At 73.8% G+C, this 23708-nt stretch carries 16 protein-coding genes; 9 read left to right on the top strand and 7 right to left on the bottom strand.

The features are described from left to right. Position 1 precedes the first annotated feature (1 nt). The 7 genes from ACGF7U_RS14425 to ACGF7U_RS14395 all read right to left on the bottom strand — a co-directional run bounded on the left by ACGF7U_RS14425 (position 2) and on the right by ACGF7U_RS14395 (position 8556). The gene (locus ACGF7U_RS14425) at positions 2-1033 is read right to left on the bottom strand and encodes a methyltransferase (protein WP_393106512.1); all 1032 of its coding nucleotides are present in this window, start codon (positions 1031-1033) and stop codon (positions 2-4) included. Continuing rightward, entirely contained in the window at positions 1030-2208 is a 1179-nt protein-coding gene (locus tag ACGF7U_RS14420; protein ID WP_393106510.1) for an aminotransferase class V-fold PLP-dependent enzyme, read from the bottom strand. Before ACGF7U_RS14420 ends, ACGF7U_RS14425 begins: the two co-directional genes overlap by 4 nt. Beyond that, positions 2205-3464, bottom strand: coding sequence for a hypothetical protein (locus tag ACGF7U_RS14415; RefSeq protein WP_393106508.1), 1260 nt, complete (start codon positions 3462-3464; stop codon positions 2205-2207). Before ACGF7U_RS14415 ends, ACGF7U_RS14420 begins: the two co-directional genes overlap by 4 nt. Positions 3465-3536: 72 nt before the next feature. Beyond that, positions 3537-4241 (bottom strand): tryptophan 2,3-dioxygenase family protein, encoded by a 705-nt coding sequence (locus tag ACGF7U_RS14410; RefSeq protein ID WP_393106506.1) that lies wholly within the window; start codon positions 4239-4241, stop codon positions 3537-3539. A gap of 250 nt (positions 4242-4491) precedes the next feature. Further along, on the bottom strand, positions 4492-6282 hold the full coding sequence (locus ACGF7U_RS14405) for an extracellular solute-binding protein (RefSeq protein WP_393106504.1): 1791 nt from the start codon (positions 6280-6282) through the stop codon (positions 4492-4494). A gap of 86 nt (positions 6283-6368) precedes the next feature. After that, the gene (locus ACGF7U_RS14400) at positions 6369-7673 is read right to left on the bottom strand and encodes a serine/threonine-protein kinase (RefSeq protein ID WP_393106502.1); all 1305 of its coding nucleotides are present in this window, start codon (positions 7671-7673) and stop codon (positions 6369-6371) included. Between the two features lie 277 nt (positions 7674-7950). Further along, positions 7951-8556 (bottom strand): TetR/AcrR family transcriptional regulator, encoded by a 606-nt coding sequence (locus tag ACGF7U_RS14395; protein ID WP_393106500.1) that lies wholly within the window; start codon positions 8554-8556, stop codon positions 7951-7953. Positions 8557-8643: 87 nt separating this feature from the next. Here ACGF7U_RS14395 and ACGF7U_RS14390 point away from each other — a divergent pair, with 87 nt between their 5' ends. From ACGF7U_RS14390 to ACGF7U_RS14350, 9 genes are all read left to right on the top strand, one after another. After that, entirely contained in the window at positions 8644-10056 is a 1413-nt protein-coding gene (locus ACGF7U_RS14390) for a DHA2 family efflux MFS transporter permease subunit (RefSeq protein WP_393106498.1), read from the top strand. 212 nt (positions 10057-10268) lie between these two features. Continuing rightward, the gene (locus ACGF7U_RS14385; protein WP_393106496.1) at positions 10269-13409 is read left to right on the top strand and encodes an amino acid adenylation domain-containing protein; all 3141 of its coding nucleotides are present in this window, start codon (positions 10269-10271) and stop codon (positions 13407-13409) included. Beyond that, positions 13406-14719 (top strand): condensation domain-containing protein, encoded by a 1314-nt coding sequence (locus tag ACGF7U_RS14380; protein WP_393106494.1) that lies wholly within the window; start codon positions 13406-13408, stop codon positions 14717-14719. The genes ACGF7U_RS14385 and ACGF7U_RS14380 overlap by 4 nt, the downstream gene beginning before the upstream one ends. After that, complete coding sequence (locus tag ACGF7U_RS14375) at positions 14716-14964, top strand: phosphopantetheine-binding protein (protein WP_393106492.1); 249 nt, start codon at positions 14716-14718, stop codon at positions 14962-14964. The genes ACGF7U_RS14380 and ACGF7U_RS14375 overlap by 4 nt, the downstream gene beginning before the upstream one ends. Beyond that, on the top strand, positions 14961-16133 hold the full coding sequence (locus ACGF7U_RS14370; protein WP_393106490.1) for an acyl-CoA dehydrogenase family protein: 1173 nt from the start codon (positions 14961-14963) through the stop codon (positions 16131-16133). Before ACGF7U_RS14375 ends, ACGF7U_RS14370 begins: the two co-directional genes overlap by 4 nt. Further along, the gene (locus ACGF7U_RS14365; protein WP_393106488.1) at positions 16130-18526 is read left to right on the top strand and encodes an amino acid adenylation domain-containing protein; all 2397 of its coding nucleotides are present in this window, start codon (positions 16130-16132) and stop codon (positions 18524-18526) included. Before ACGF7U_RS14370 ends, ACGF7U_RS14365 begins: the two co-directional genes overlap by 4 nt. Then, positions 18523-19770, top strand: coding sequence for an MFS transporter (locus ACGF7U_RS14360; protein WP_393106486.1), 1248 nt, complete (start codon positions 18523-18525; stop codon positions 19768-19770). The genes ACGF7U_RS14365 and ACGF7U_RS14360 overlap by 4 nt, the downstream gene beginning before the upstream one ends. Then, on the top strand, positions 19748-20578 hold the full coding sequence (locus ACGF7U_RS14355) for a thioesterase domain-containing protein (protein ID WP_393106484.1): 831 nt from the start codon (positions 19748-19750) through the stop codon (positions 20576-20578). Before ACGF7U_RS14360 ends, ACGF7U_RS14355 begins: the two co-directional genes overlap by 23 nt. Next, positions 20575-23412: an L-tyrosine/L-tryptophan isonitrile synthase family protein gene (locus tag ACGF7U_RS14350; protein WP_393106482.1), complete on the top strand. Its 2838-nt coding sequence runs from the start codon at positions 20575-20577 to the stop codon at positions 23410-23412. Before ACGF7U_RS14355 ends, ACGF7U_RS14350 begins: the two co-directional genes overlap by 4 nt. The last annotated feature ends 296 nt before the right edge of the window (positions 23413-23708 follow it).

The raw sequence follows: 23708 nt of genomic DNA, 5'->3' as shown, positions 1-23708 counted from the left end.
GTCAGCCCGCCGGGGTCGGCTTGTACGCCACGACCAACTCCCAGGCGCCGGGCAGCACCGCCACCCGTTCGAAGCCGACCTCCGCGAGCAGCTTGGTGTAGAACTCCGCCTCGCGCAGCCGGCTGACGCAGCTGTCCACCCCGATCAGGAAGTAGCTCCAGAAGAACTGCATCGCCAGCCGGTCCGGAGTGCGGAACTCCTCACAGATCAGCAGCAGCCCGCCCGGCTCCAGCGCCGCGTACGCCTGCTCCACCAGGCGGCGGGCCACCTCGTTCGGCCAGTCGTGCAGCACCCGGACGAACGACATCGCGTCGTACCCCCGGGGCAGCGGTTCGGTCAGGAAATCGCCGCCGACGAACCCCAGCCGCTCGGGGTGCCCCCGTGCGACCCGGGTGGCCGCCACCAGCGGCGCCACGGCCGGCAGGTTGTACACGTCGGCCCGCAGGCCCGGCGCGGTGTCCAGGATGTGCGCGGCGAGCGTCCCGTCGCCGCCGCCCACCTCCAGCAGGCGACGCCGGTCCGGCCACAGCAGACCGGCGTGCCGCCGTACCGCCTCGATCACCGGTCCCAGCCCGACGGCCATGCTGCGTTCGAAGTCGGCCGTCTGGGCGTCGGTCTTCGGCGGCCAGGCGAAGTCGTCGTCGCCGATGCTGACCTGGCCGCGCAGGCTCTCGGGCAGTCGGCCGTGCAGCCGCCGCCAGGGGTAGCGGTCCCGGTCACGCTCGACCGCGCCGGGGCCGACCACCGCGGCGACCGCGTCGCGCAGCCCCGGCACGGGCCGGTAGCTGGTGGAGCCGATGTCGTCGTCGGGCTCGTCGCGCCTCAGGAAGCCCAGGCTCTCCAGGCAGTCGAGGAACTTGTAGAGCCGCAGCGGGCGTACCCCGAACCGGGCGGCCAGCGCGTCGAGGCGGACCGGCCCGGGCTCCAGCGCGTCGAGCAGACCCATGCCGAACGCGGTCTCCAGCACGTCCATGGCCTTGGGGCCGTTGGCGAGCAGGCTCATCAGGGCGCGCGGGGAGAGGGTGACGGTCATCGGTGCAGCTCCTTCGCCAGCGCGTCCATGAACACGTCGACCTCGTCGAGGGTGTTGTAGACGTGCGGGCCGACCCGCAGGTAGCCGCGCCAACTGCAGATCAGGTCACGGGCGGCGAGCCGGCGCTTCACCGCCTCGCCGTCGGGCACGTCCAGACACACCACACCGCCGCGGCGGTGCGGCTCGGTGGGGCTGACCACCGTGATGCCGGCGTCGCGGGCCCGGTCCAGGACCCGCTGGGTGAGGGCCAGCGAGTGCCCCCGGATGGCCTCGGTGCCGATTCCGGCCAGCAGATCCAGGCCGACCTGCGAGAGCAGGGAGGTGAACGGGTACGGCGTGCCGCCGGCGAACCGCCGGGCGCCGGGCGCCCAGCCGGTGGACGGCCGGAACGTCAGCGCCCGGTCGCCGGCCTGCCAGCCGGTGGCGGCTGGTTCCAGCTCCGGCACCAGGTCCGGGCGGACGTAGAGGAAGGCGGTGCCGACGCCGCAGAGCCACTTGTGCGCGCCGCCGAGGACGACATCGACACCGAGGGCGGTGACGTCCAGCGGCACCACCCCCACGGTCTGGAAGGCGTCCACCACCACCAGCGCGCCGACGTCGTGGGCGCGGGCGACCAGGCGGGGCAGGTCGACGGTGGCGCCGGAGGTGAAACTGGCGTGCGACACGCACACCAGCAGCGTCCGCTCGTCGAGGCGCGCCTCCAGGGCGTCCTGGTCGAGGTGGGGGCCGCCGGCGCCGACCACGTCGAGGCGGGCGCCGTAGCGGCCGAACGCCCGGAAGACGAACGGCACCGTCGGGTACTCCAGGTCGGTGGTGACGACCCGGTCGCGCGGCGGGCGGTAGTCGAAGCAGGACGCCACCCGCGCGAGCAGGGCACTCAGGTTCGCGTCGGTGACCACGCTGCCCGGCGGTGCGCCGATCAGCGCGGCGACCGAGTCGGCGTACCGGTCGAGGCCGACGTGCCAGCCCTGCCACACGTCGTCCCGCCAGGTGCGCAGCGTCTCCCAGTAGTCGTGCAGCACCCGCTCGGCGCCCCTCGGCACCGCGCCGGTGGAGTTGTTGTTCAGGTAGACACAGGTTTCCAGCAGCGGGAACTCGGCGCGCAGCGCGGCGTGCGCCGCAGCGTCGAGACACCGGGGCAGATCGGGCCCGGATGCCGGAGCGGATCGGCTCACGAGCTGCGGCCCCCGATCGGGTCGACCGGGCGGGAATCGGTGGTGACGGCGGTGAAGACCGGCACGGCGCGGACCGCCGCCAGGTACGGCGTGCCCTCCGTGTAGCCGGTGCCGTGGCGGGGACCGAGCATCCGGGTGGCGATCCGGTGGTGGGTGCGCCGCCACTGCAACAGGGCCCCGGCGAACGCCTCCATCCGCCGCGCCAGCAGCGCGCGGCCCGCGCCGTCGAGCCGGCCCTCCCGCACGGCCGACCGGTACGCCTCGTCGACCGTCGGCTGGCCGGCCCGCACCCGGGCCCGCACCTCCGGCACCGACCGGTAGGCCACCGAGTCCAGCCGGTCCTCTTCGGGCGTACGGCAGAGCGACTCGACGAGCTTGTAGGAGCGGGACTGGATGGCGCTGGCTCCCTCGGTGTACTGCCGGAACGTCCGGAACGACTCCGCCTGCATGGTGGCCAGCAGCGAGAAGAGCGGCCCCGCGGTGGCGAGCAGGTCGCCGGCGTACCGCAGCCGCTCGGCCGCCGGACGGGGGTCGTGCCCGGCCAGCGCGGCGACGGCGGCGCGCAGCTCGTCCGCGAGCGCGGCGAAGAGACACTCGTACGCCTGGAGCACGCGGATGAACAGGTATTCGTCGTGGGTCACGTGAACCGGCAACATGCTCAGCCGCAGGGGTGGATCCCCGTCGGCGGCGAGGTCGGCGGCGACGGCGCGCAGCGCGGCGGCGGCCGTCGCCGGCTCGCCGTCGCCCACCGCCCCGGCCACGCCGAGGCGGGCCAGCGCGGGGAGGGCGGCCCGGACGCCGAGGCGGCAGCGCTTGGTGACCACGGTCGGCCCCGGACGCTGCTGGGGGAGCAGGTCGGTGGCGTGGGCGGCGGCGGCCAGCTCGAAGGCCAGGGCGTCGGCGACCAGGCGGACGAACAGCCGGTCTCGGGCGCGTCGCGCGGTGGCGTCGTCCCCGGCCGGTGGCGGGTCGTCCGCGCCGCAGGGCAGCCGGAGCAGGCGCAGGGCCAGGTAGCTGCGGTAGTCGTAGCGGCCGTCCCACTTGTCGAGCGCCACGTCGAGGAAGTCGGTCAACCGCCGCGCGTCGCCGACGGCCGCCGACGCGCCGGCAACTCTCGCCCGGCTCTCGTCGAGCAGGGCGAGGAGCTCCTTTTCGACGAAGTGTTTGCCGACCTCATGAAATTTGCGCAGCACCGCCGGGTAGGGAAACGTACGCGGATCGGCCGCACCGGACAACCAACTCGTCAATTCGTGCACGAATCGCCCCTCGACATTTCCGAATCGGCGCCGCAATCGGAGTCCGCCGGTCTCCGCCGGCGAGTACGCGGGTCAGGGCCGGGTGGCGTCGATATCGTCGCCGGCGTGCTGGAGTCGGGCCTGCCACAATTCGGGGAAGAACCGGTGTCCGACGAGTTTGGCGAGCATCGTCGTCGGGCTGCCCGGGGTGCCCGCCGGAGCGTGACCGCCGACCCGCAGGGCCACCTGGTAGTGCCGCGCCCGCCACAGCGACACCTGCTCGTCCCAGTCCACCATCGCCTCGGCGAGCCGGTGGACCGGGTTCGCCGGGTCCGCCGGGCACAACTGCGCCGCCGGGATCCCTCGGTCGGCGAGGCAGTCGGCGAAGGCGCGCCCGAGCTGCCGGCTGGCCGCCTGGACCTGCCGCCAACCCGGCGACTCGGCCCCGGAACCGTTGCCCAGCGCCGGCTGCATCTTCTGGAAGTCCACAGGGGACAGATGCCGGAACATCTCCAGGTGGTCGGTGACCAGCCGCACCGCGAGCGTCGCCCGCGCCAGCAGCGCCTCGGCGGCCGCCGGATTCCCGGCGCTCACCCGGACGGTCGCCTCGGTCAACTCGGCCGCGGCCAACTTGAGCCACAGCTCGGTGGACTGGTGCACCACCTGGAAGAGCAGTTCGTCGCGGTGGACCATCTCGGCGGGGGACCGTTGCAGGTCGAGCAGCGCCTCCGTGCGCATATAGCGTGCGTAGTCGGTCGCGCCGCGGCCCGGCAACACGGGCGACTGGTCACGCTTCACGGAATTGCCTTTCCGTCGGCATCGGCACGCCGGGATCAGTCGTGCGTCGGCGGCAAGTATCCAACGACGAGAAGCGATGCGCTACCCCTTGATCGCGGTCTGTTTTGGCCCGACCGGGAATGGGCTGCACGTCGCCCGGAGGGGTGTCTAATGCGTCACATTCGACGACCCGGGTCAATGTGCCTGGCGCGGGTGGTTGTCGCCGGATGTCGGGTGGCCGCCGCCCCTGCCCCGTCGCGACCGAGCAGGCTCAGAAGCTGCTGACCACCTTGACGAACGCCTCGTCGATCTTGGCGGGGTCGGTGGCGTCGAACGCCTTGCCCGACGACGCCTTGGCGATCCGGTCCAGCGTGGTGAGGTCCGACTCCCGGTCGAAGGCGATGCAGAAGATCTTGACCGGACGCTCCGGGTCCACGGCGACGTCGGCGAGCAGCCGGGCCAGGTCGTTGTCCCGGCTGTACTCGTTCTTGCCGTCGGTCAGCACGACGACGGCGTTGATCCGTTCCGGGTCGTACCGGTCGAGCAGCTGCCGGTGGGCGGCGCGGACGGTCGCGTAGAGCGCGGTGTCCCCGGCGACGTGCAGGCTGGCGATCCGGCTGTTGATCCGCTTCTCGTCGAAGTCGCCGAGCCGGACCTCCTCGCGGTAGGGACTGTCGGGCCGCTTCGACGTCTCCGAGGAAAACGACCAGAGCCCGACCCGGTCCTCGGAGTTGAGCAGCGCGAGCCCCTTGGCCGCCGCCGCCGAGGCGACCTGGAAGCGGGTACGGTTGCCGACCGGGGCCTCCATCGATCCGGAGGTGTCCAACGCGATCAGGATGTTGGCCTTCTTGCGCAGCGTGCTCCAGCCGTCCAGCATCGCCTCGACCACCCCCGGGTTCGGCGGCGCGAAGTAGGTCAGCCCGCCGGTGGGCTCGGCGCCGACGCTGGCGAGCAGCTCCGCCGATGCCCGGCGCTCGTGGTCCCGGAAGCCGAGGCGGGCGAAGCTCTCCTGCTGGGCGTCCTCGGTCAGGAAGGCCAGGAAGTCCTCCGCCGCCGCGCGCTGCCGCTCGTCGGCGGAGGGGAGCACCACGAACGGATGGTCCAGGTTGAAGGTGCCCTCCTTCGGGTGGACGGCGACCAGCGGCACCCTCGGCCGGGAGCCCCGTTCCTGGCCCTCCTGTCTCGGGCTCAGTCCCCCCTCGTTGTAGAGGTGGACCAGTTCCTCCTGCATGACCATGGCGCTCACGTCGCCGGTGCTGGCGCCCCCGCCGGCCAGGTCGGCCTCGGCGAGGTCGCGGAGCAGATCCACCGAGTCGTCGCTGTAGTGCGACACGTTGGCCTCGATCTGCCGGACGAACCGGGTCACCTTCGGATCCGCCAGGTCGGACCGGGTCAGGTCGCTGGAGCGGTTCGCCGCGGCGTAGTACGTGGCGATGGTCGCCGCCAGGCCCGAGGTGGAGAGGTTCGGGTTGTCCTTGCCGAAGGTGAAGCGACCCCACTCCGGCCGACCGAAGCCCGCCCACCCCTTCCGCCCGGAGAGGCCGAGGATCTCCCCCCAGCCCAGCGGCCCGCGCTGGCGTACCAGCTCGGCCTTCGGCTGCGGCATCGCGATCACCAACGGGCTGTTGGCGATCGACGGGTACCGGCCCGGGGTCTGCGGCACCCGCCCGGCGGCCTGGTCGAGCAACTGCAGCTGACCGGTCCACAGGCTCGACGTCGGCAGCCAGACCTGGGGCTCCGGCAGGCCGGTGCCGCTCCAGCCGGCCGCCAGCGCCTCGGTGGCCTTGCCCGAGTTCAGAGCGCTGACGCGCACCTGGGCGCAGCCGCCGCCGTCGAGCGACCGGTCACTGCTGTTGTACCGCTTGGCCAGCTCGACCAGCAGGGCCGCCTTCTCGGTGGAGGAGTTGACGTCCAGGTTGGTGGCGCAGTCGGCCCGGGGTCCGTCGGTGCCCGCGTCCCGCTGCCGCACGAGCACGAACGCCCCGGCGATGACCAGCAACCCGGCGGTGACGGCCGCGGTGTACGGCAACCACTGTCGGGTACGCGACGGGGCTGGGGTCATGGCGACGTCCTCCTCGGCGGTCAGCTGGTGGCAGTCAACCTATCGATGCGGTGCCATCGGCGGCGCCGGATCCGGCGTCCGTTCGGTCAGGGACGGTCGGACCGGCCGCCGAGGGCCGCCGCGACCAGCAGCCGGACCAGGTAGACCACGATGAAGGTGGCCGCCCCGGTCGCCGCGGCCACGCCCACCGCACCCGACGCGACGTAGCCCGCAGCGGCACCGACCGAGCCGAGGAAGATCGCGGTCGAGATGCCCCCGGCGTCGACCGACTCCCGGCGGAGCCGTCGTCCCCAGCCGCCGCCGGCCAGGTCGGACGGCGTGGCGGGCGTACCCGCCGCGGGAGCCGGAGGGGGGCCCTGCGGCGTCTGCTGGGCCCGCGTCGGTGCCATCGGCTCGGGACGGGTCGCCGGAACCGGTGCCGTGCCGGCTCGGGTCGGTGCCGCCGTCGGCGCGTCCGAGGCGGAGCGGGGCAACGGCAACGGCTGGTTCGGCGTCGGCGCGCCGGCGGTCTCGTTGCCCAGTTGGAGCACCGTCTCCCGGCGGATCGGGCCGGTGGTCCGGGCATCCTGCCCGAGCAGCCGGATCAGCACCTGCTCGGCCTCCGGCCGGTCCGCCGGATCCTTGGCCAGGCACTGTCGGATCAGCTCGTCGAGGTCCGGCGGCAGCGGGGGCAGGTCGGGCGGGTCGTTCAGCACCCGGTGCATCACCGCGTAGAGCGAGTCGTTGCCGAACGGCGGCCGGCCACTCGCGGCAAAGGCGATCGTCGCGCCCCACGCGAAGACGTCGCAGGGCGGCCCGACCGAGTCGTTGCGGAACCGCTCCGGGGCCATGTACGCGGTCGTTCCCATCACCCTGCTGGTCATCGTCTCGGTGACCCCCAGCGCGCGGGCGATGCCAAAGTCGATTACCCGGGGGCCGTCCTGGCCGAGCACCACGTTGTCCGGCTTCAGGTCGCAGTGCACGACGTCGGAGCGGTGGATCGCGGCGAGCGCGGTGGCGGTGCCGACGGCGAGTCGGTGCAGCGCGTTGCCGTCGACCACCCCACGTTCGCGGACGTGGCGGTAGAGGGTCGGGCCCTCGATGAACTCGCTGACCACGTAGGGCGTCTCGCCGTCCACGTCGGCGAAGAGCACCTGCGCCGTGCAGAACGGGGCGACCCGCCGTGCCGCCGCGATCTCCTTCATGAACTGCGACCGAGCTCGGGGATCGCGCAGGTCAATGTTGATCATTTTGACCGCGACGCGGTGGCCCTGGTCGTCCTCGCCGAGATAGACCACTCCCTGCCCGCCCGCGCCCAGGCGGCCGACCAGCCGGTAGGCGCCGGCGGTGACCGGGTCGTGCGACCACAGTGGGGTCAGCCCCGGCACCGGTGCGCCGGCCAGTCCTGTCATCCCGACTCCATCAGCGTCGTGTCCCGACCGCCCAGCAGTTCGCCCCGGCAGACCTCCTCCGCCCGCCCCATGCGGAGGACATCGAGTATGGTGCCACGCCCGCGCCGCCCAGCCGAGGCCGTCAGGTCAAGCCGCCGAGCACGGCGCCAGCGCCGAAGAGGCGCCGGCCGGCGCTCGGCCGGCGGGGCAGCGCGGCGGACATCGTGCCCACGCACCCGGCGCGGACCGGGCCGGGGGTGGCCGGCCGTCCGGCGCTGACCGGGTGGTCGGCGCGGTCTCAGGCGGGAACTCGACGTCCGGGCGCGGTGAAGGCCGCCAGCACGGTTGCCGTGATGAACGCTGCGGCGTCGTCAGGATCGAGGCGCCCGGCGGTGATCTCGTCAGCGGCGGTGTGCATCACGCTGTGCAGCACGCCGACCAGCCATGCGGTGGAGAGGTCGCCGCGGAACACTCCCTCGTCCTGACCGCGCCGCACCAGGCCGTCGACGCGCTCGACGGGACCGGAGTGCAGGTCGCGGATCCGGCTCGGCGGAAGAACCGACTGGGCCGCGAGCAGGAGGGAACGGAACTGGCTCACCAGGAGCCAACTGGAGTGGATCAGCCGGGTTAGTGCCTGCCGGGCGTCGCCGGTCAGGTCGACGGTGTCGAGGGCGGCGTGGCCCTGCTCGATCGCGTGGGCGAGCGCGGCCTCGACCAGGTCGGCCCGGTTCGGGAAGTGGCCGTAGACCGTGACCCGCCCGACGCCGGCCGCCTTGGCGATCTCGCTGACGCTGGCATCCGGGTTGCGGCTCAGGGCGTTCACCGCGGCCTCGAGTATCGCCGCGATGCTGCGTTGCGCATCTGCCCGCCTCGACGGCGACTTCGCCGGCGTCGGTACCGTCACGCGATCCCCCTTGTTGAACAGTGGTGTACGAGTTACTGTACCCCTCGACGCAAATCAAACACCGCTGTTCGAATTGGAGGCGACGCCGTGTCCGCTCAGGCCGTCGACCAACCGGAAACCACCGCCGCCGACCCGCGCCGCTGGCGCATGCTGGCCCTGCTCGGCATCGCCCAGTTCATGCTCATCCTCGACGTCACCGTGGTGGCGATCGCGCTACCGCACATCGGTGCGGACCTCGGCCTGCAACGCGACACGCTGACCTGGGTGGTCAGTGCCTACACGTTGATGTTCGGCGGCCTGATGCTCCTCGGCGGGCGGGCGGCGGATCTGTTCGGTTCCCGCCGCGTGGTGCTGCTCGGCCTGCTCGTGTTCACCGTCGCGTCTCTGGTCACCGGTCTGGCCGCTGGTGCCGCGACGCTCATCGGTGGCCGGGTCGCGCAGGGCGTCGGCGCGGCGCTGCTGTCACCCGCGGCGCTGTCGGTGGTGACGAGGATCTTCCACGGAGACGAGCGCAACAAGGCGCTCGGCATCTGGTCGGCCCTGGGCGGAGCCGGGTCGGCGTTCGGCGTCCTGCTGGGTGGTGTGCTGACCGCCGGTCCTGGCTGGCAGTGGGTGTTCTACATCAACGTGCCCATCGGCCTGGTCGTGTTGGTGGTACTGGCCCGGATGCTGCCGGCGGAGCTGTCGCAGAGGGCTCGGGCGCGCCTGGACGTGCCGGGCGCGATCCTGGTCACGGCCGCGACCGGCACGGCGATCTACGCCCTGACCAACGCCGGCGACCGGGGCTGGTTGACCACCGTGACCCTCGGGACGCTGGCCGGTGCCGTCGTCCTGTACCTCCTGTTCGCCGTCGTGCAACGCAGGGCGCGGTCGCCGCTGATGGACCTGCGGATCCTGACCCGTCGATCGGTGGCCAGTGGCACGTTCCTGATTCTGGTGGCGACCGCGCTGATGATCGCCGTGTTCTTCCTCGGGTCGTTCTACCTGCAGCACCACAGAGGTTACGGCCCGCTGCGGACCGGGCTGCTGTTCCTGCCGGTCGCCGTGGCGACGATCATCGGCGCGCAGGTCGCCGGTCATGTCGTTGGTCGCCTCGGCGCCCGGCCGGTCGCGACGACCGGCCTGGCGATCGCTGCCCTCGGCACCGTGGTACCGGCGATCTGGGCCAATTCCGTACCGGTGGTGGCGGGGATCAGTGTCGGCGCGGCGGGAATCGGCGCCGCCTTCGTCGCCTCCTCCACGACCGCGCTGGGACAGGTCGCCCACCACGAGGCGGGACTGGCGTCCGGACTTCTCAGCACCTTCCACGAGTTCGGCGCCGCCCTCGGAGTCGCCGTGGTGTCCAGTGTCGCGGCGGCGAGTATCGCCGGCAGCAGCGGCGTGGGCTTCACCCGCGGGTTCACCTTCGCCGCGATCGTGGCCGCGGCCTCCGCTGTCCTGGCACTGCTCATGGTCCCGGCCGTGAAGCCCCCGGTGGGGGTCCGGGTCCACGCGCACTGAGCAGGCTGCGTGCTCACGCGGGCGCCAGCGGGATCAGCCCACCTGCCGCTGCGCCTGGCGTACCTCCGCACCGCCCCTCGCCGACGGCCGCGAGGGGCGGTGCGGCCGTTCCGGGGGCTGCGGCGTGACAGCGGCGCGACAGCGCGACGGAAGCCGGACGTCAGCGCCCGCGCCCAGACTGGCGACGACCACCGAGGAGGGATCGTCGCCGCATGACAACCACGTCGAGGACGTTCGCACTGTCCGCCCAACAGGAACTCGTCTGGCTGCACCAGCGGCTGTCGCCGGACAGCGCGGCGTACCACTTCACGGCGGTCTTCGACCTCGACGGCGTGCTGGACCGCGACGCGCTGCGCCGGAGCCTCGAACAGGTCGTCGCCGGGCACGACGCGTTCCGGCTGGCCGTCTCGGTCGACGAACCCACCCAGCGGATCATCGACGGTGACCTCCGCGTCCACCTCGACGAACTGGACCTGCGCGACGCCACCGATCCCGACGCGGACTTCCTGGACGCCCTCCGGCGACACGCGGCGCAGCTCTTCCGGCTCGACGCCGCGCCGTTGGGTCGCTGGCTGCTGGTCAGGCTCGCCGAGCACCGACACCGGCTGGTGCACTGCGAACACCACCTGATCCACGACGGACGGTCGTTCTCGACCTTCGTGGAGGCGCTGTTCACCACGTACCGGGCCATCACCACCGGGCGGGAGCCGAGTCCTCCGCGCGCGCCGGGCTACGCCGAGTACGTCCGGCACTGCCAGCAGCCGGCGTACCGCGCCGAGGTCGCCGAGGCCCTGTCGTGGTGGCAGGAGGAGCTGGCGGGCACCGACCTCGCCGCGACCTTCCACGGGCTGGCCCGGAGCCGGGCGCCCCGCCGGGACTTCGCCGGCGGCCAGCTCCGCCGGTCGCTGCCAGCCGATCTCGTCCGGGCCCTGCACGAACGCGCCGCACGCGACGGGCACACCCCGTTCGCGGTCCTCTACGGCCTCTTCGCCGAACTGCTGCGTCGGCACCACGGCCGGGACGACTTCGTGCTCGGTACCGCCGTCGGCAACCGGCCGCCCGCCTTCCGCCACACCATCGGGATGATGGTCAACAGCCTTCCCGTACGGCTCCGGCACGAGCCCGGCTGGAGCGGGACGGACCTCGTCGACGTCGCCATGCGGAGCCTCTTCGCCGCCCTGGACCAGCAGGCCGCCCCGGTGCACGAGATCGTCCGCCGGCTCGGCGCCAGCACCGGGGACCTGGACAACCCGCTGTTCCGGGTGATGTTCAGCCAGCACGACAGCCCGCTGCCCCGCTGGACCGTTCCCGGCCTCGACGTCAGCGTGACCGAAGGGATCAACCTCCAGTCCGCCCGGTTCGACATCGACGTCGTCGTCATCCCCGGCCACCGCGCTCTCGGCGACGGTCACGCCGAGGCGCTGACCATGGTCTGGGACTACTCCACCGAGCGATTCGCCCCGGCGGCGGTCGCCCTCCTGTCGGCACGGTACGAGCGGCTGTTGCGCGCCTACCTGGCGGCTCCCGCCGCACCCGTCCGGGAACTGCCGATGGACGAGCCACCCGCCGTGGCGGCGAGCGAGCGCGCGGCCGCCCCGCCGGTGGCTGATCGACTCCGCGCGGCCTTCGCGCGCTTCGGCGACGCGGTCGCGATCCACCAGGGCTCGGACACGCTCAGCTACGCCGATCTGGCGACCCGGGTCCGGCAGGCGGGTGCGGCGCTGCACGACGCGGGGGCCCGTCCGGGACACGTGGTCGCCGCGGTCCTGCCCCGGGGCGTGGACGCCATCGTCTACCTGCTGGCGTGCCTCGACGCCGGCATCCCGTTCGCGCCGCTGCCGGTCGACACCCCCGACCCGCGCGTCGTGCGCGTGGTCGAGCGCCTGCGTCCGGTCCTGCTCATCGCCGAGCCCGACCGGTGCGCGCGACTCCGCGAGGCCCCGACGAACGTCGTCCCGGCCGGCTGGACCAGGTCCGACGCGCCGCCGCCGCCCACGGCGCGCACGATCGACGCCGCGTACGTCATCCACACCTCCGGCTCCACCGGGGTGCCCAAGGCGGTCGCGGTCTCCCGGCCGTCGCTCGACGCGGCCGTCGACCGGACCGTCGATGCCTTCGCCCTGACCAGCGCCGACCGGACGCTGCAGTTCACCAACCCCGCCTTCGACGTCTTCCTGGAGGAGGTGCTGCCCACCCTCGTGCAGGGCGGCGCGCTGGTCCTTCCCCGGGTGGACGTCCCGAGCGGGGCCGAGCTCGCCGCGTTGCTGCTGCTGCGCCGGGTGAGCGTGCTGAACCTCCCCACGGCCTACCTGGCGTCGGTCGTCGCCGATCTGTCCGCCGGCCTCGCCGACCGGGACCACGCCCTCCGAATGATCGTCGTGGGCGGCGAACGGCTTCCCGCCGAGCTGGCCCGCGAGACCGCCGCGATCGCCCCCGGCCTGCGGTTCTGCAACGCCTACGGGGTCACCGAGGCGACGATCACCTCCACCCTGCACGACGTCGCGCCGATGGCGCCGACCGAGGACGAGGTACCCATCGGGCGTCCGCTGCCCGGTGTCCGGGTGGTCGTGCTCGACGACCGGGACGTGCCGCAGCCCGCCGGCGTACCGGGGGAGATCGCCATCGGCGGCGCGGGCACCGACTGCTGGTACGTCGACGAGCCGGAGCTGACCGCCCGACGGTTCCGACCGCTCGCCGGCGGAGGGGAGCCGTACTACCGCTCGGGCGACATCGGCTACTGGCGCCCCGACGGGACGCTGTGCTTCGTCGGACGACGGGACCGGCAGGTCAAGGTACGCGGCCACCGCATCGAGCCCGAGGAGGTCGAACTCGCCGCCAGGCGGATCTCGGGCGACCGCGAGTGCGCGGTGCTGCTGTTCGGTTCGGCCGCCGAGGCGCGGCTGGTCGGCTTCGTCGAGAACCCGCCCGCCGGCCTCGCCGAACTCCTGCCCCGGCGCCTCGGCGAGACCCTGCCGCGGGTGTCGGTGCCGGACCAGTGGATCGCCGTACCCGCGTTTCCCCGCCAACCCGGCAGCGGCAAGGTGGACCGGGCGGCCCTGCGCCGGATCGCCGTCGACCGGCCCGCGCCGCCCGCCCCCGATGTCGCCGATCCGGTCCTCAACCTGGTGCTCGCCGCGTACCGCGAGGTGTTGGGACGCGACGTGGAGGCGCAGGACGACTTCTTCGACCTGGGCGGGCACTCCCTGCTCGCCGCCCGGGTCGCCGGCCTGATCGAGGGTGGGCTCGGCCGGCGCGTGCAGATGCGACTCGTCTTCGAACGGCCCCGCCCCGCCGAGCTGGCCGAGGCGATCCGCGACCTGCCCGCCCCGGCGCGGGCGGCGGGTGCGCGGTGACCGTCGCCGGCCGGCTGCGGGTGCCGTACGCCAGCCGCTTCGCGCGGGCCTGGCCCGACGGCCCGCCGCCGGACATCCTGCCGGCCGCCAGCGCGCAGCGCCGGTTCTTCCTGATCAGGGAGGTGACCGGGCGGAACCTCGTGGTCCCGCTGTCGTTGACGGTGTGCCCCGGCATCCTCGACGCGGAGACGGTACGCGCCGCCCTCGGCCGCGTCGTGGCTCGGCATCCCGCGCTGTGGTGCCGGGTCGACGAGCACCGCGGCGTGATCGTGCAGGCGAGGCGTCCGGACCCGCCGTGCCAGGTCGACGAGGTGACCGCGGGCGACGACGGTCAGCGGACGGAGGCGGTCCGGTCGGCCATCGCGCGCGCCGAGCGGAACGACTCCGGGCCGGTCAGCGCCCGTCTGATCCGAGGCGCCGACGCGGACCGGCTCCTGTTCGTCTTCGACCACGCGGTGGTCGACGAGACGTCGCTGCGGATCTTCCTGTCGGACTTCGCGGCCGCCGCCGACGGGCAGCCCCGCCCCGGTCGCCCGCCGTCGGGGTGGGACGAGTACCGCGACGCGGTGCGGCGACATGTCGACGGGGAGTCGGCGGCGGCCACCCCGGAACGGCTCGGGTACTGGGTCGATCGGCTCCGACCGGTGGCCGCCCGGGACACCGACGACACCGGGCACCAGCCCGGCGCCCCGGACACCGGATCGAACGTCGTCCCCGTCGACGCGGTCACGGTGGCCCCGTCCCTGCGGCCGACGCTCTTTCCGCGCCTGCTGGCGGCCCTGCACCGGGCCCTGCGGGACACCGGTCGTCCCGGTCCGACGAGTGTCGGTTACGCCTGGGGTGCTCGCGGCGCCGGCGCGGAGCACCTCATGGGCTGCTTCATGAACACGACGATCTCGGTCGACGGGCCCGACCCGGCGGCGGATCCGGCCGCCGCCTGGCCGCCGTTCCTGACCCGGTTCTTCTCGGACATCGAACACGCGGAGACCCCCTTCGACGAGGTGGTCCTGGCGGTCGCCGACGCCACCCGCACCGGCTGGTCCGGCAACCCGGATGCCCTGCTCGCCTTCGAGGACGTCTCGCGCCGCCCCGTCATCCGGATCCGCGACACCGTCGCCGCCGAATGGCTTCCGCCGTGGCTCTCGCCGAAGGCGGCCCTCGGCGGGACCGCGCAGTTCGACGGCGCCGTCGTCCGCCCCCGCCTCGTCCACGACCCGGGCCGGGTTCCACGTTCGTACGCCACCGAGACGGCCGCCGCCTGGCGCCGCCGGCTCCACCAGGTGCTGCCACCTCAGAGGAAGGGCTCATGACAGTTCAACACACGCAGCTGGACATTCCCGCCACGGTCCGCCGGGCCTGGGAGGACTGTCTGGACGTCCGCGAATCCGCGCTCGACGACGACTTCTTCGCCCTCGGCGGCAACTCGCTGCACGCCGCGGAGCTGATGGCGGAACTGAGTGAGCAGTTCGGGCGGCGCCTCCGGCTGGCGCTGCTCATCCGGCACCCCACCCTGCGTGGGCTGACCGCCGCCGTACGGGAGGTGATCGAGGCGTGACCAGCGCGTCCCCGGTCAGCCGATACCTGCGGGACCACGTGCCGATCGTCGATGCCTTCCGCAGCTTCGTGGAACGCGAACTCGTACCCATGGCCCGGGAGCTGGGAGTCGACGAGCCGGCGGCCATCTCGCCCGACGACCGCCGCCTCGTCCGCCGGCGCTCGGCGGACCTCGGGTTCTACGCCGGTGACTACCCGGAGTCGGTCGGGGGGCAGGACATGCCCTTCACCGCGAAGCTCATGCTGCACGAGTACGCCGAGGCGAGCGGCTGCCCATTCGCGCCGACCGCCCTCTGCAACGCCGAGGGACCGAGCCGGCTGCTGCTTACCGGCGACCCGCAGCGCGACGACCGCCACCTCCGCCCTCTCGTCACGGCCCGGGCCACCCGGTGCCTGGCGCTCACCGAACCGGACGGCGGCTCCGACGCCTTCGCCCTGGCCACGACAGCGAGCCGGAAGGAGGGCGGCTGGCTCCTGCGGGGGCGCAAGGCGTTCGTCTCCAACGCCGACCAGGCGGACCTGACCCTCGTGGTGGCCCGCATCGACACCGACCCGCCCCGTCGCTCGCCCGGGATATTCGCCGTGCCGGCCGGCACCGCCGGGCTCGTCGTCGGCCAGCGATTCGACGGTATGTCGGGGGAGCCGGTCTTCGAACTGCTGCTGGACGACGTGTGGGTCGACGAGTCGGCGCTGGTCGGTGCCGCCGACGCCGACGCCCCCGACTGGCGCAGCGCCGAGGCGTTGGCGCGGGGCCGCCTCCTGGTCGCCGCGCAGTGCAACGGGATGGCCGCCCGGGCGCTGGCCCTCGGGGTCGAGGTCGCGCGCACCCGGTCGTCCTTCGGCCGGCGGATCGGCGAGCACCAGCACGTCCAGGAGCACGTCGTGGCGAGCCGCCTGGCCCTGGAGTCGGCACGCCTGCTGACCGCCGCCGCCGCCCAGCACTTCGACGAGGGCGACGACGTGGTCGAGTTCGCCGCGCTCGCCAAGCTCGCCGCCAGCGAGGCCGCCTGCGAGGTCGTCAACCGGATGCTCCAGGTGCACGGCGCCGTCGGCTGGATCCGCGGTCATCCCCTGGAGTACCTGTACCGGCAGGTGCGCGCGATGACCATCATCGAAGGAACCTCGGAAGTGCAGAAGGTCATCATCGCGAACTCGATGGGGCTGGGGTGACCGGCGTGCTCGGCCAGCCGCCACCGCCCGCGTGGTTCGACACCGCCCGCCCGTTTCCCCGGCACCTCCGGGTCCACGACCTGGTGTCCGCCGCCGCGGACCGGGTGCCCGACCGGCCGGCGCTCGTCACCGACCACGGCGTCGCCTACACGCACCGCGACCTGGACCGTGCCGCCGGCCGGACGGCGGCGCACCTCCGCGACCGTGGTGTCGGCCGTGGCGCCTACGTCGGGCTGCTCTCCGGGCACCACCCCGAGGCCGTCCGTGGCCTGTTGGGCGTGCTCCGCGCCGGCGCGGCCTACGTGCCGGTCGATCCCCGCTGGCCGCTCGACCGGATCGGCCGGGCGCTGCGCCAGGTCGACTGCGCGTGCGTGCTGGCCGACGTGCGGCACCTGCGGACCGCCTTCGAACTCGCCGACCTCGTGCCGACCCTGCGGGACATCGTGGTGCTCGACGGGCCGCCGACCGCCGTCGACCGGGCCATCGCGCCCGAGGCGGTGGAGGACCTGTGGGACACCGTCGCCGCCCGCGACGACCTCGGCGCGGCGGCCGGCTTCAACCTGCGGGCCGGGGCGCCCACGTTCACCGGGCGGGACATCGACGCCTATCGCGACCACGTGGTCGCCCTCGCCGACGCTCTGGTCGACCGGCGCAGCCGGGTGCTCGAGATCGGCTGCGGCGCCGGGCTCATCCTGCGCGCCCTGGCCGGCAGGGTGTCCGAGTACGTCGGCGTCGATCCGTCGTCCGTCGCGATCGGCCGCAACCAGGAGTGGGCCCGACAGGCCGGCGCTCCGGTCACCCTGCGGGTCGGGTTCGCCCACGAACTCGCCACCCTGGTGACCGGCGCCTTCGACCTGGTCATCCTGGCCAGCACCGCGCAGTTCCTTCCCGGGCCGCGATATCTTCAGCAGGTCCTCCGCGAGTGCGGCCGGATGCTCACCCCCGGCGGCCGGGTGCTCGTCGCCGACGTGATCGACCCCAGCAGCGGCGACGACCCGGGACTGCTGCGCCTGCCGACCCGTTTCTTCCGTGACCTGCGCGGGCCGGGCCTCGGCGCGGCCCGGGTGCTGCGCAGAACGGGCAGCGCGCTGCCCGCGCCCCTCGCCGAACGCTACGACGTGCTGCTGGGCGCCGCCCCGCGGGACGACGCCGGGCACGGCGCGGAGCGGGTCGGCACCATCCCGGAGGACACCTCCGGGCACGGCGCGGAGCGGCTCGACATCACCACGGTGGACGGCGACGCCGTCGTCCCGGCCGCCGCCACCCACTGCACGGCCGAGGACCCCGCGTACTGCATCTTCACCTCCGGGTCGACGGGCGACCCCAAGGGCGTCCTCGTGCCGCACCGCGCCGTCGTCAACCTGATCGACTGGGTCAACCGCGAGTTCGGCGTCACCCCGGACGACCGGCTGCTCTTCGTCACCTCGTTCGCCTTCGACCTCTCCGTGTACGACATGTTCGGCGTGCTCGCCGCCGGCGCGTCGGTGCGGCTGGTCGGTGACCGGGAACTGGCGGACCCGGACCATCTGGTCGACCTCCTCCAGACCGAGGAGATCACCTTCTGGGACTCGGCGCCGGCCGCCATGGCGTACCTGCTCTCCGCGACGGCGGGGCGGACGCCCGGAGGGGAGCCCGCGCTGCGGCGGGTCTTCCTCAGCGGCGACTGGATACCCCTCGGCATGCCTGCCGAGATCCGGCGCCACTTCCCCCGCGCGGAGGTCGTGGCACTCGGCGGAGCCACCGAGGCGACGGTCTGGTCGAACTACTACCGGGTCGGCGCGGTCGACCCGTCGTGGCCGAGCATCCCGTACGGGCGTCCGATGCAGAACGCCCGATACCACGTGCGCGACGGGTCGCTGCGGCCCTGTCCGGTCGGCACCGCGGGGGACCTCTACATCGCCGGGGAGTGCGTCGCCCTCGGTTACGCCGGTGATCCCGCCCTGACCGGCCGGCGCTTCATCCGCGACCCGTACGATCCCGACGGCGCGACGATGTACCGCACCGGGGACCGGGCCCGCTGGCTGCCCGACGGCAACCTCCAGTTCCTGGGCCGCGCGGACCACCAGGTGAAGGTCCGGGGGTACCGGATCGAGCTGGGCGACGTGGAGTCGGCGCTGTCCCGCCATCCCGCCGTCACGGAGGCCGTGACCGTGGTGGCGGGGCGGGCGAGCGGCGCCGACCTGGTGGCGTTCTACACCTGTCGCTCCGATCCGGTCGCGCCGGAGGACCTGCGCCGGCACGCGGCCCGGACGCTGCCGAGCTACATGGTTCCCGCCGCGTTCGTCCGGCTCGACGCCCTGCCCGTCACGGACAACGGCAAGGTCGACCGGGCCGCCCTGCTCCGGTCGGCCGCCGACGGGCGGCCCCGGCGGGCGGGCACGGGCAGCCGATGACGGCGGCGCCGCGGCTCGGTCGTGACTTCCGGTGGTATCTCACCGGCCACGCCGTGTCGTCGTGGGGATCGGCCTTCACCCTGTTCGCCGTCCCCCTGCTGGTGTACCGGCTGACCGGCTCCGCCCAGGCGCTCGGCACGGCCGTCGCGGTGTCGTTCGCGCCGTACCTGCTCTTCGGGCTCGTCCTCGGCGCGGTCGTCGACCGGACCGACCGGAAGGCGTTGATGGTGCGGCTGGAACTGGCCCGCGCCGCACTCCTGCTGATCGTGCCGCTGCTGGCCGTCGCCGGCCTGCTGCGGGTCGGCACGCTCTACGCGCTGTCGTTCCTGCTCACCACGATGCGCATCGCGTTCGACGCGGGGCGGTTCGCGGTCGTCGCGACGCTGGTCGGACCCGACGACCTGGTGGCGGCGAACGGCCGGCTCGAGGCGGTCTCCGCCGCCGCCCGGGTGCTGGGACCGGTGCTCGCCGGCGCGGTCGTCGCGGTTGCGCCGATCGTCGTCTGCCTGGTCCTGGACGCGGTCACCTACCTGGTGTCCGCGGCGTGCCTGCTCGCCATCCGCCGGCCGTTCCGCGCGCCGTCGCCGGGGCGACGGCCGATCGCGGGCGTCGGCCCGGAGATCCGGGAGGGGCTCCGGTACGTAATCCGGCACCCCGTGCTGCGCACCGTCTCGCTGATGATGGTGCTGGCCAACCTCGTCGACGCCGTCACGCTCGCCCTGCTCGTCGTCCTGGCCAAGCAGCAGCTCGGGGCGAGCGACACCCAACTGGCGTGGCTGTACGCGGCCGGCGCGGCCGGCGTCCTCGCCCTGGCGACGCTGGCTCCCCGGCTCCGCGCGGCGTTCTCGTTCGCGCAGGTGGCGGTCGGCGCGCAGCTCGGCACCGGCCTGCTCACCGTGGCGTTCGGGCTCAACCGGTCGTACGTCGGCGGGCTCGTGCTGTGGGCGCTCGTCTGCGGCCTCGGCGCCACCATCAACATCGCCGCGACCAGCCTCCGGCAGCTCATCGTGCCGGACCGGTTGCGGGGCCGCGTGATGACGGTCGCCGCGGTGCTGGCCTGGTCGGCGGTCCCGGTCGGGGCGGTGGCCGGCGGCGTGCTCACCGAGCGGTTCGGTCCCACGGCGGTCTGCGTGGCGGCCGGGCTGCTCGCCGTGCTGGTCGGGGCCGCCTTCCTCAACAGTCCACTCCGGCGTGCCGACAGCAGCCGACAGGAGAGAGCCGATGCAGCAGGATCCTCAGTTTGAAACAGTGTGGGCGACCGGCACGCCCCGGTCGAGGGGCGCGGACCTGCCCAGCCTGACCGTGCTCCGCAAGGGCGTCGGGCGGCCCGTCTTCTGGGTCCACTGGGCAACCGGCAACGTCCGCTTCGTCAGTGGCCTGCTCGGCGCGGCGGTCACCCGGCCGGTCTACGGTTTCGAGCCACGGGGCCTGCGCCGGCGCGACCTGCCGTTGCTCTCGGTCGGCGACATGGCCGACCGGTACCTCGCCGAGCTGCGCGCCGCGCAACCGGAGGGACCCTACACGCTGGTCGGCGCCTGCTCGGGCGGTCCGACGGCGTACGAGATGGCGCACCGGCTCGCCGCCGACGGTGACGTGATCGAGTCACTGACCGTCGTCAACAGCTTCCGGCCGGGGACCCGGGAGTTCGGTGCCGGACTGGGCCCGGCCGACCTGTACGACATGCGGCTCGGCTGGCTGCGGCGACTGCTGGGCGCCGAGCGCCTGCTCGGGGCGGAGCACCGGGCGATGCGCCGGCTGCGCGACGTCCACCAGGTCGATCTCGACGCGGACGAGGCCGACTTCTTCTGGTACCAGGTGCTCTGGGCCGCCAACGCCTTCGCGCAGGAGAACTACGACCCGCCGCCCTACCGTGGCCCGATCACACTCTGCCAGCTCCGGCGGCACGCCCATCGCCCGGAGCTGAGCTGGCGGGACATCGCTCCCGGGTCCGAGACGGTCCTGTTCGAGGCGGACGCCAGCGTCTCCGTGATCGGCGATCCACGCTTCTGGGCGAGGCTGCAGACCCAGCCGGTCACCGGGGTGCCCGGATGACGCTGACCGGGGGGCACCTGGAGCGCAGCGGACCCGCCGCACCGGGCGCGAGCGCTGACGGGCCCTGGCCGTCGCGGGAGAGCACCGCCGACGGCCGGCCGGCGGGGGAGAGCAGCATCGCGCAGGACCCCGTCCTCCGACTGCACGCCGCGCGGTACACGTCGCTGCGGGCCGACGCGACACCGCGCGGGCTGTCCCCGGTGCATCCCGCGTTCGGGCCGGACACGCTCGCCGTCCCCCCGCGCGCCCTGCTGGCGCCGTCCGGCCCCGGCGGGCGGCCGGCGATCCGGGACGCGGTCGGCGGCCGCGACGACAAGGACCTGGACGACCTCGACTACTTCGTCGAGTTCATGGCTCGTCCGGTGGTCGCCGTCTTCCGGACCCTCCTCGACCGCCACGGCACCCTCGTCGAGACCGACGGGGCCGGAGCGTGGCGCTACGAGTTCTCCGGTCAGGGCCAGCCGACGGGCAGGATCCTGCTCGCCGCGCCAGCTCCGCGCGGCACGCCGACGGTCGCCGCCGTCACCGCGGCGGTCACCGCGCTGCACGACGTCCTGCGGGCGCTCGCCCGGGCGGTGGGCGAGGCCGCCGGGGCCGACGCCCGGGTCGATGCCGTCGTCGCCGAGGAACTGCGCTTCCTCCGTCCCCGCACCGTCGCGCTGCTGGCCGGCCAGCACCCGTGGCGGAGGTACGCGCACGCCGTCCCCGTCGAGCAGGACGCGGTCCTGCGTGGCGTGCTCGACCGGGTACGCGCCCGGGCACAGGCCCGGCGTGACCGGCCCGCCCTCCCGCCGCCGGCGGTGGTGATCGACGTCGACTGTTGCGCGCTGGTGCCGACCGAGCGGGCCGTACGCGCGCTCCGCGAACTTCGCCTGCCGGCGGCGCGGGGGGCCGGCGGGCGACCCGTGACCGTCGACCCCGGCGCGTTCGCCGTGCTGCCGTCCGACAGCCGACCCGCCTGGGACCGGTTCGTACGCCGCAACGGCCTGGACCTCACCTGGCCCGGAGTGGACTGGGCCGGGGCGTACGCCGAGTTCCTGCGGGGCTTCTACCGACCCTGGGATCGGCTCCGCACGGACCGGGTGTCGCCCGGCCTGACCCGGTTCGTCCGCGACGTCGAGCGGATCGGCGGCGTTGTCGTGCTCAACACCGGCCGCCGGGACCGGGTCCGCGCGCACACCCGCGACGTCCTCGACCGGTACGGCATCGGACACCTCCCGCTGCTCACCCAGCCCGATGACCGAACCGCCCCGGTCGCCGACCTCAAGGTCGCCAACCTGAGACGCGGCGGCCCCTGGGACGTCGTGGCGGTGTTCGACGACAACCTCGCCAACCGGCGGGCCATGGCCGCCGCCTACCCGGAGGCGCTCGTGGTGGCGGTGGAACCGCCGAACTTCACCAGCGACCGCCCGGAGGGGGCACCGCCCGCCGACCGGGCACCGCTGATCGCGACGTTCGAGCGACTCCCCGATCCGCTGCCGCCGTCGCGGCAGCCGGCGGGACCGCAACTGTCGTACGCCCAGTCGGTCGCCGGCCTGCACCTACCCGAACTGCGGCCGCGACTGGCCGCGCGGAGCTACCAGGTCCGGCTCTCCGCCGCCCAGTCGACCCGGCTGGTGGCCCGGCTGCTCGACCAGGCGCGCGGCCACGCCCGCAACACCGCCGAGGGCGCGCGCCGCTGGCTGCGGCAGGAGACCGGCACGGCGGAGAGCGCGGACGCGGCCGTCGCCCGCCTCGTCCACCACATCCTGACCCGCAAGCAGTTCCACCGCGGGTCGCGGTCGCGCTATCCGCTCTCCGCGGCGATGAGCGACACCCTGCCGTTCATCCGGCGCGGCCAGCCGATCCGCCTGGTGCTGGTCGCCTTTCCGCTCAAGCAGTCCAGCAGCGGCCTGAAGGCCGAGGGCGCCCTGCCGGACCTGGCGGAACTCGCGGCCCTGGTCCGGCTGGTCGAGTTGCGACACACCATCGAGCAGGTGTACCCGCCGGGCATCCGGCTGCGGATCCTCACCGATCCCACCCACTACCGGAACCGGCCGCCGGACTCCTTCGACGCCTACCAGCGCAAGCTCCGCGAGTACCGTCGGCTGGTGGGCGCCGACGACTTCGTCTCGTTCACCGACGTGGACGAGGCCGCGTACGCCGGGCTGGGGCTCACCCCGGCGACCCGGCGTACGCTCCTTGAGCGGTACCGCCAGGAATACCGCACCGCCCTCGCCGGCCTCGACATCACCGACCAGCCGGTGCGGACGCTGGCCCGCGCCAGCGCCGTGGATCCCGGGGCCGACGGGCAGGCGCCGCCGTTCCGCGACATCTTCACGTCGTTGCTGCACTCGGTGGCGGTCCCCGGACCGCCCGGCCCTCGCCTGACGTGGTCCCAGCGCGTCTACGCGGACATCTACCGGCTCGACGGCGAGGAGCCGGCCGAGGTGCTGGCGGCGCGGCGGCAGGTGCTGCGCGTCGTCTGGGCCGACACGATCGACTACCTGGCGGCGGCGCGCGCGGACCACGCGTTGGGCTACGACCGGATGTTCCCCGACCGGGTCCGCCTGACCGTCAACCAGCCGAGGCAGGGACGCTGCGGATTCGCCCCGCTCGGTGGGTCCGTGCTGCTTCCGTGGCACGGCACGGCCGCGGTCACCCGACGCGGTGAGATCTCGGTCGACTTCGTCGTCTCGCTGCGCGACCAGGGTTTCGTCCCGGTGTACTCGCCCCTCCTCGGCGGCGAGCAGGCCTGGTTCTTCGTGCCGGTCACCAACACCCTGGCGCACGGTGACCGGGGCGCGGAGATCGAGCCCGCCCTCCTCGACGCGATCCGGCTGCGGCGCCGATGACGTGGACGCCCGCCCGGACCAGCCGCCGGGGGTCGGACGCCGGCGACGGCCGCCATCCGGGTGGCAGCCGTCGCCCGGCACCCGCCAGCCTGAGGTGCGGGATCATGCCCGCCCGATACGGGATGGCGCCGCCCCCGGGTCGCCAATAGGATCAGAGCATGCACCGCACCTTCGACGTCATCGCGCCGCCACGCTCCTGAGCGGGGCGTCCCTGCTCATCGCGTTCAGCCGTTCAACGGGCTGAACGCGCGGTTCACGCATCGTCGAGGGCACGTCCCGCTTCCGCGACTCATTCC

This window comes from Micromonospora sp. NPDC047670 (genome assembly GCF_043204915.1).
Lineage (GTDB): Bacteria > Actinomycetota > Actinomycetes > Mycobacteriales > Micromonosporaceae > Micromonospora.
Note: the sequence above shows the minus strand (reverse complement) of the source record. Positions and strands in the feature narration are given on the sequence as shown.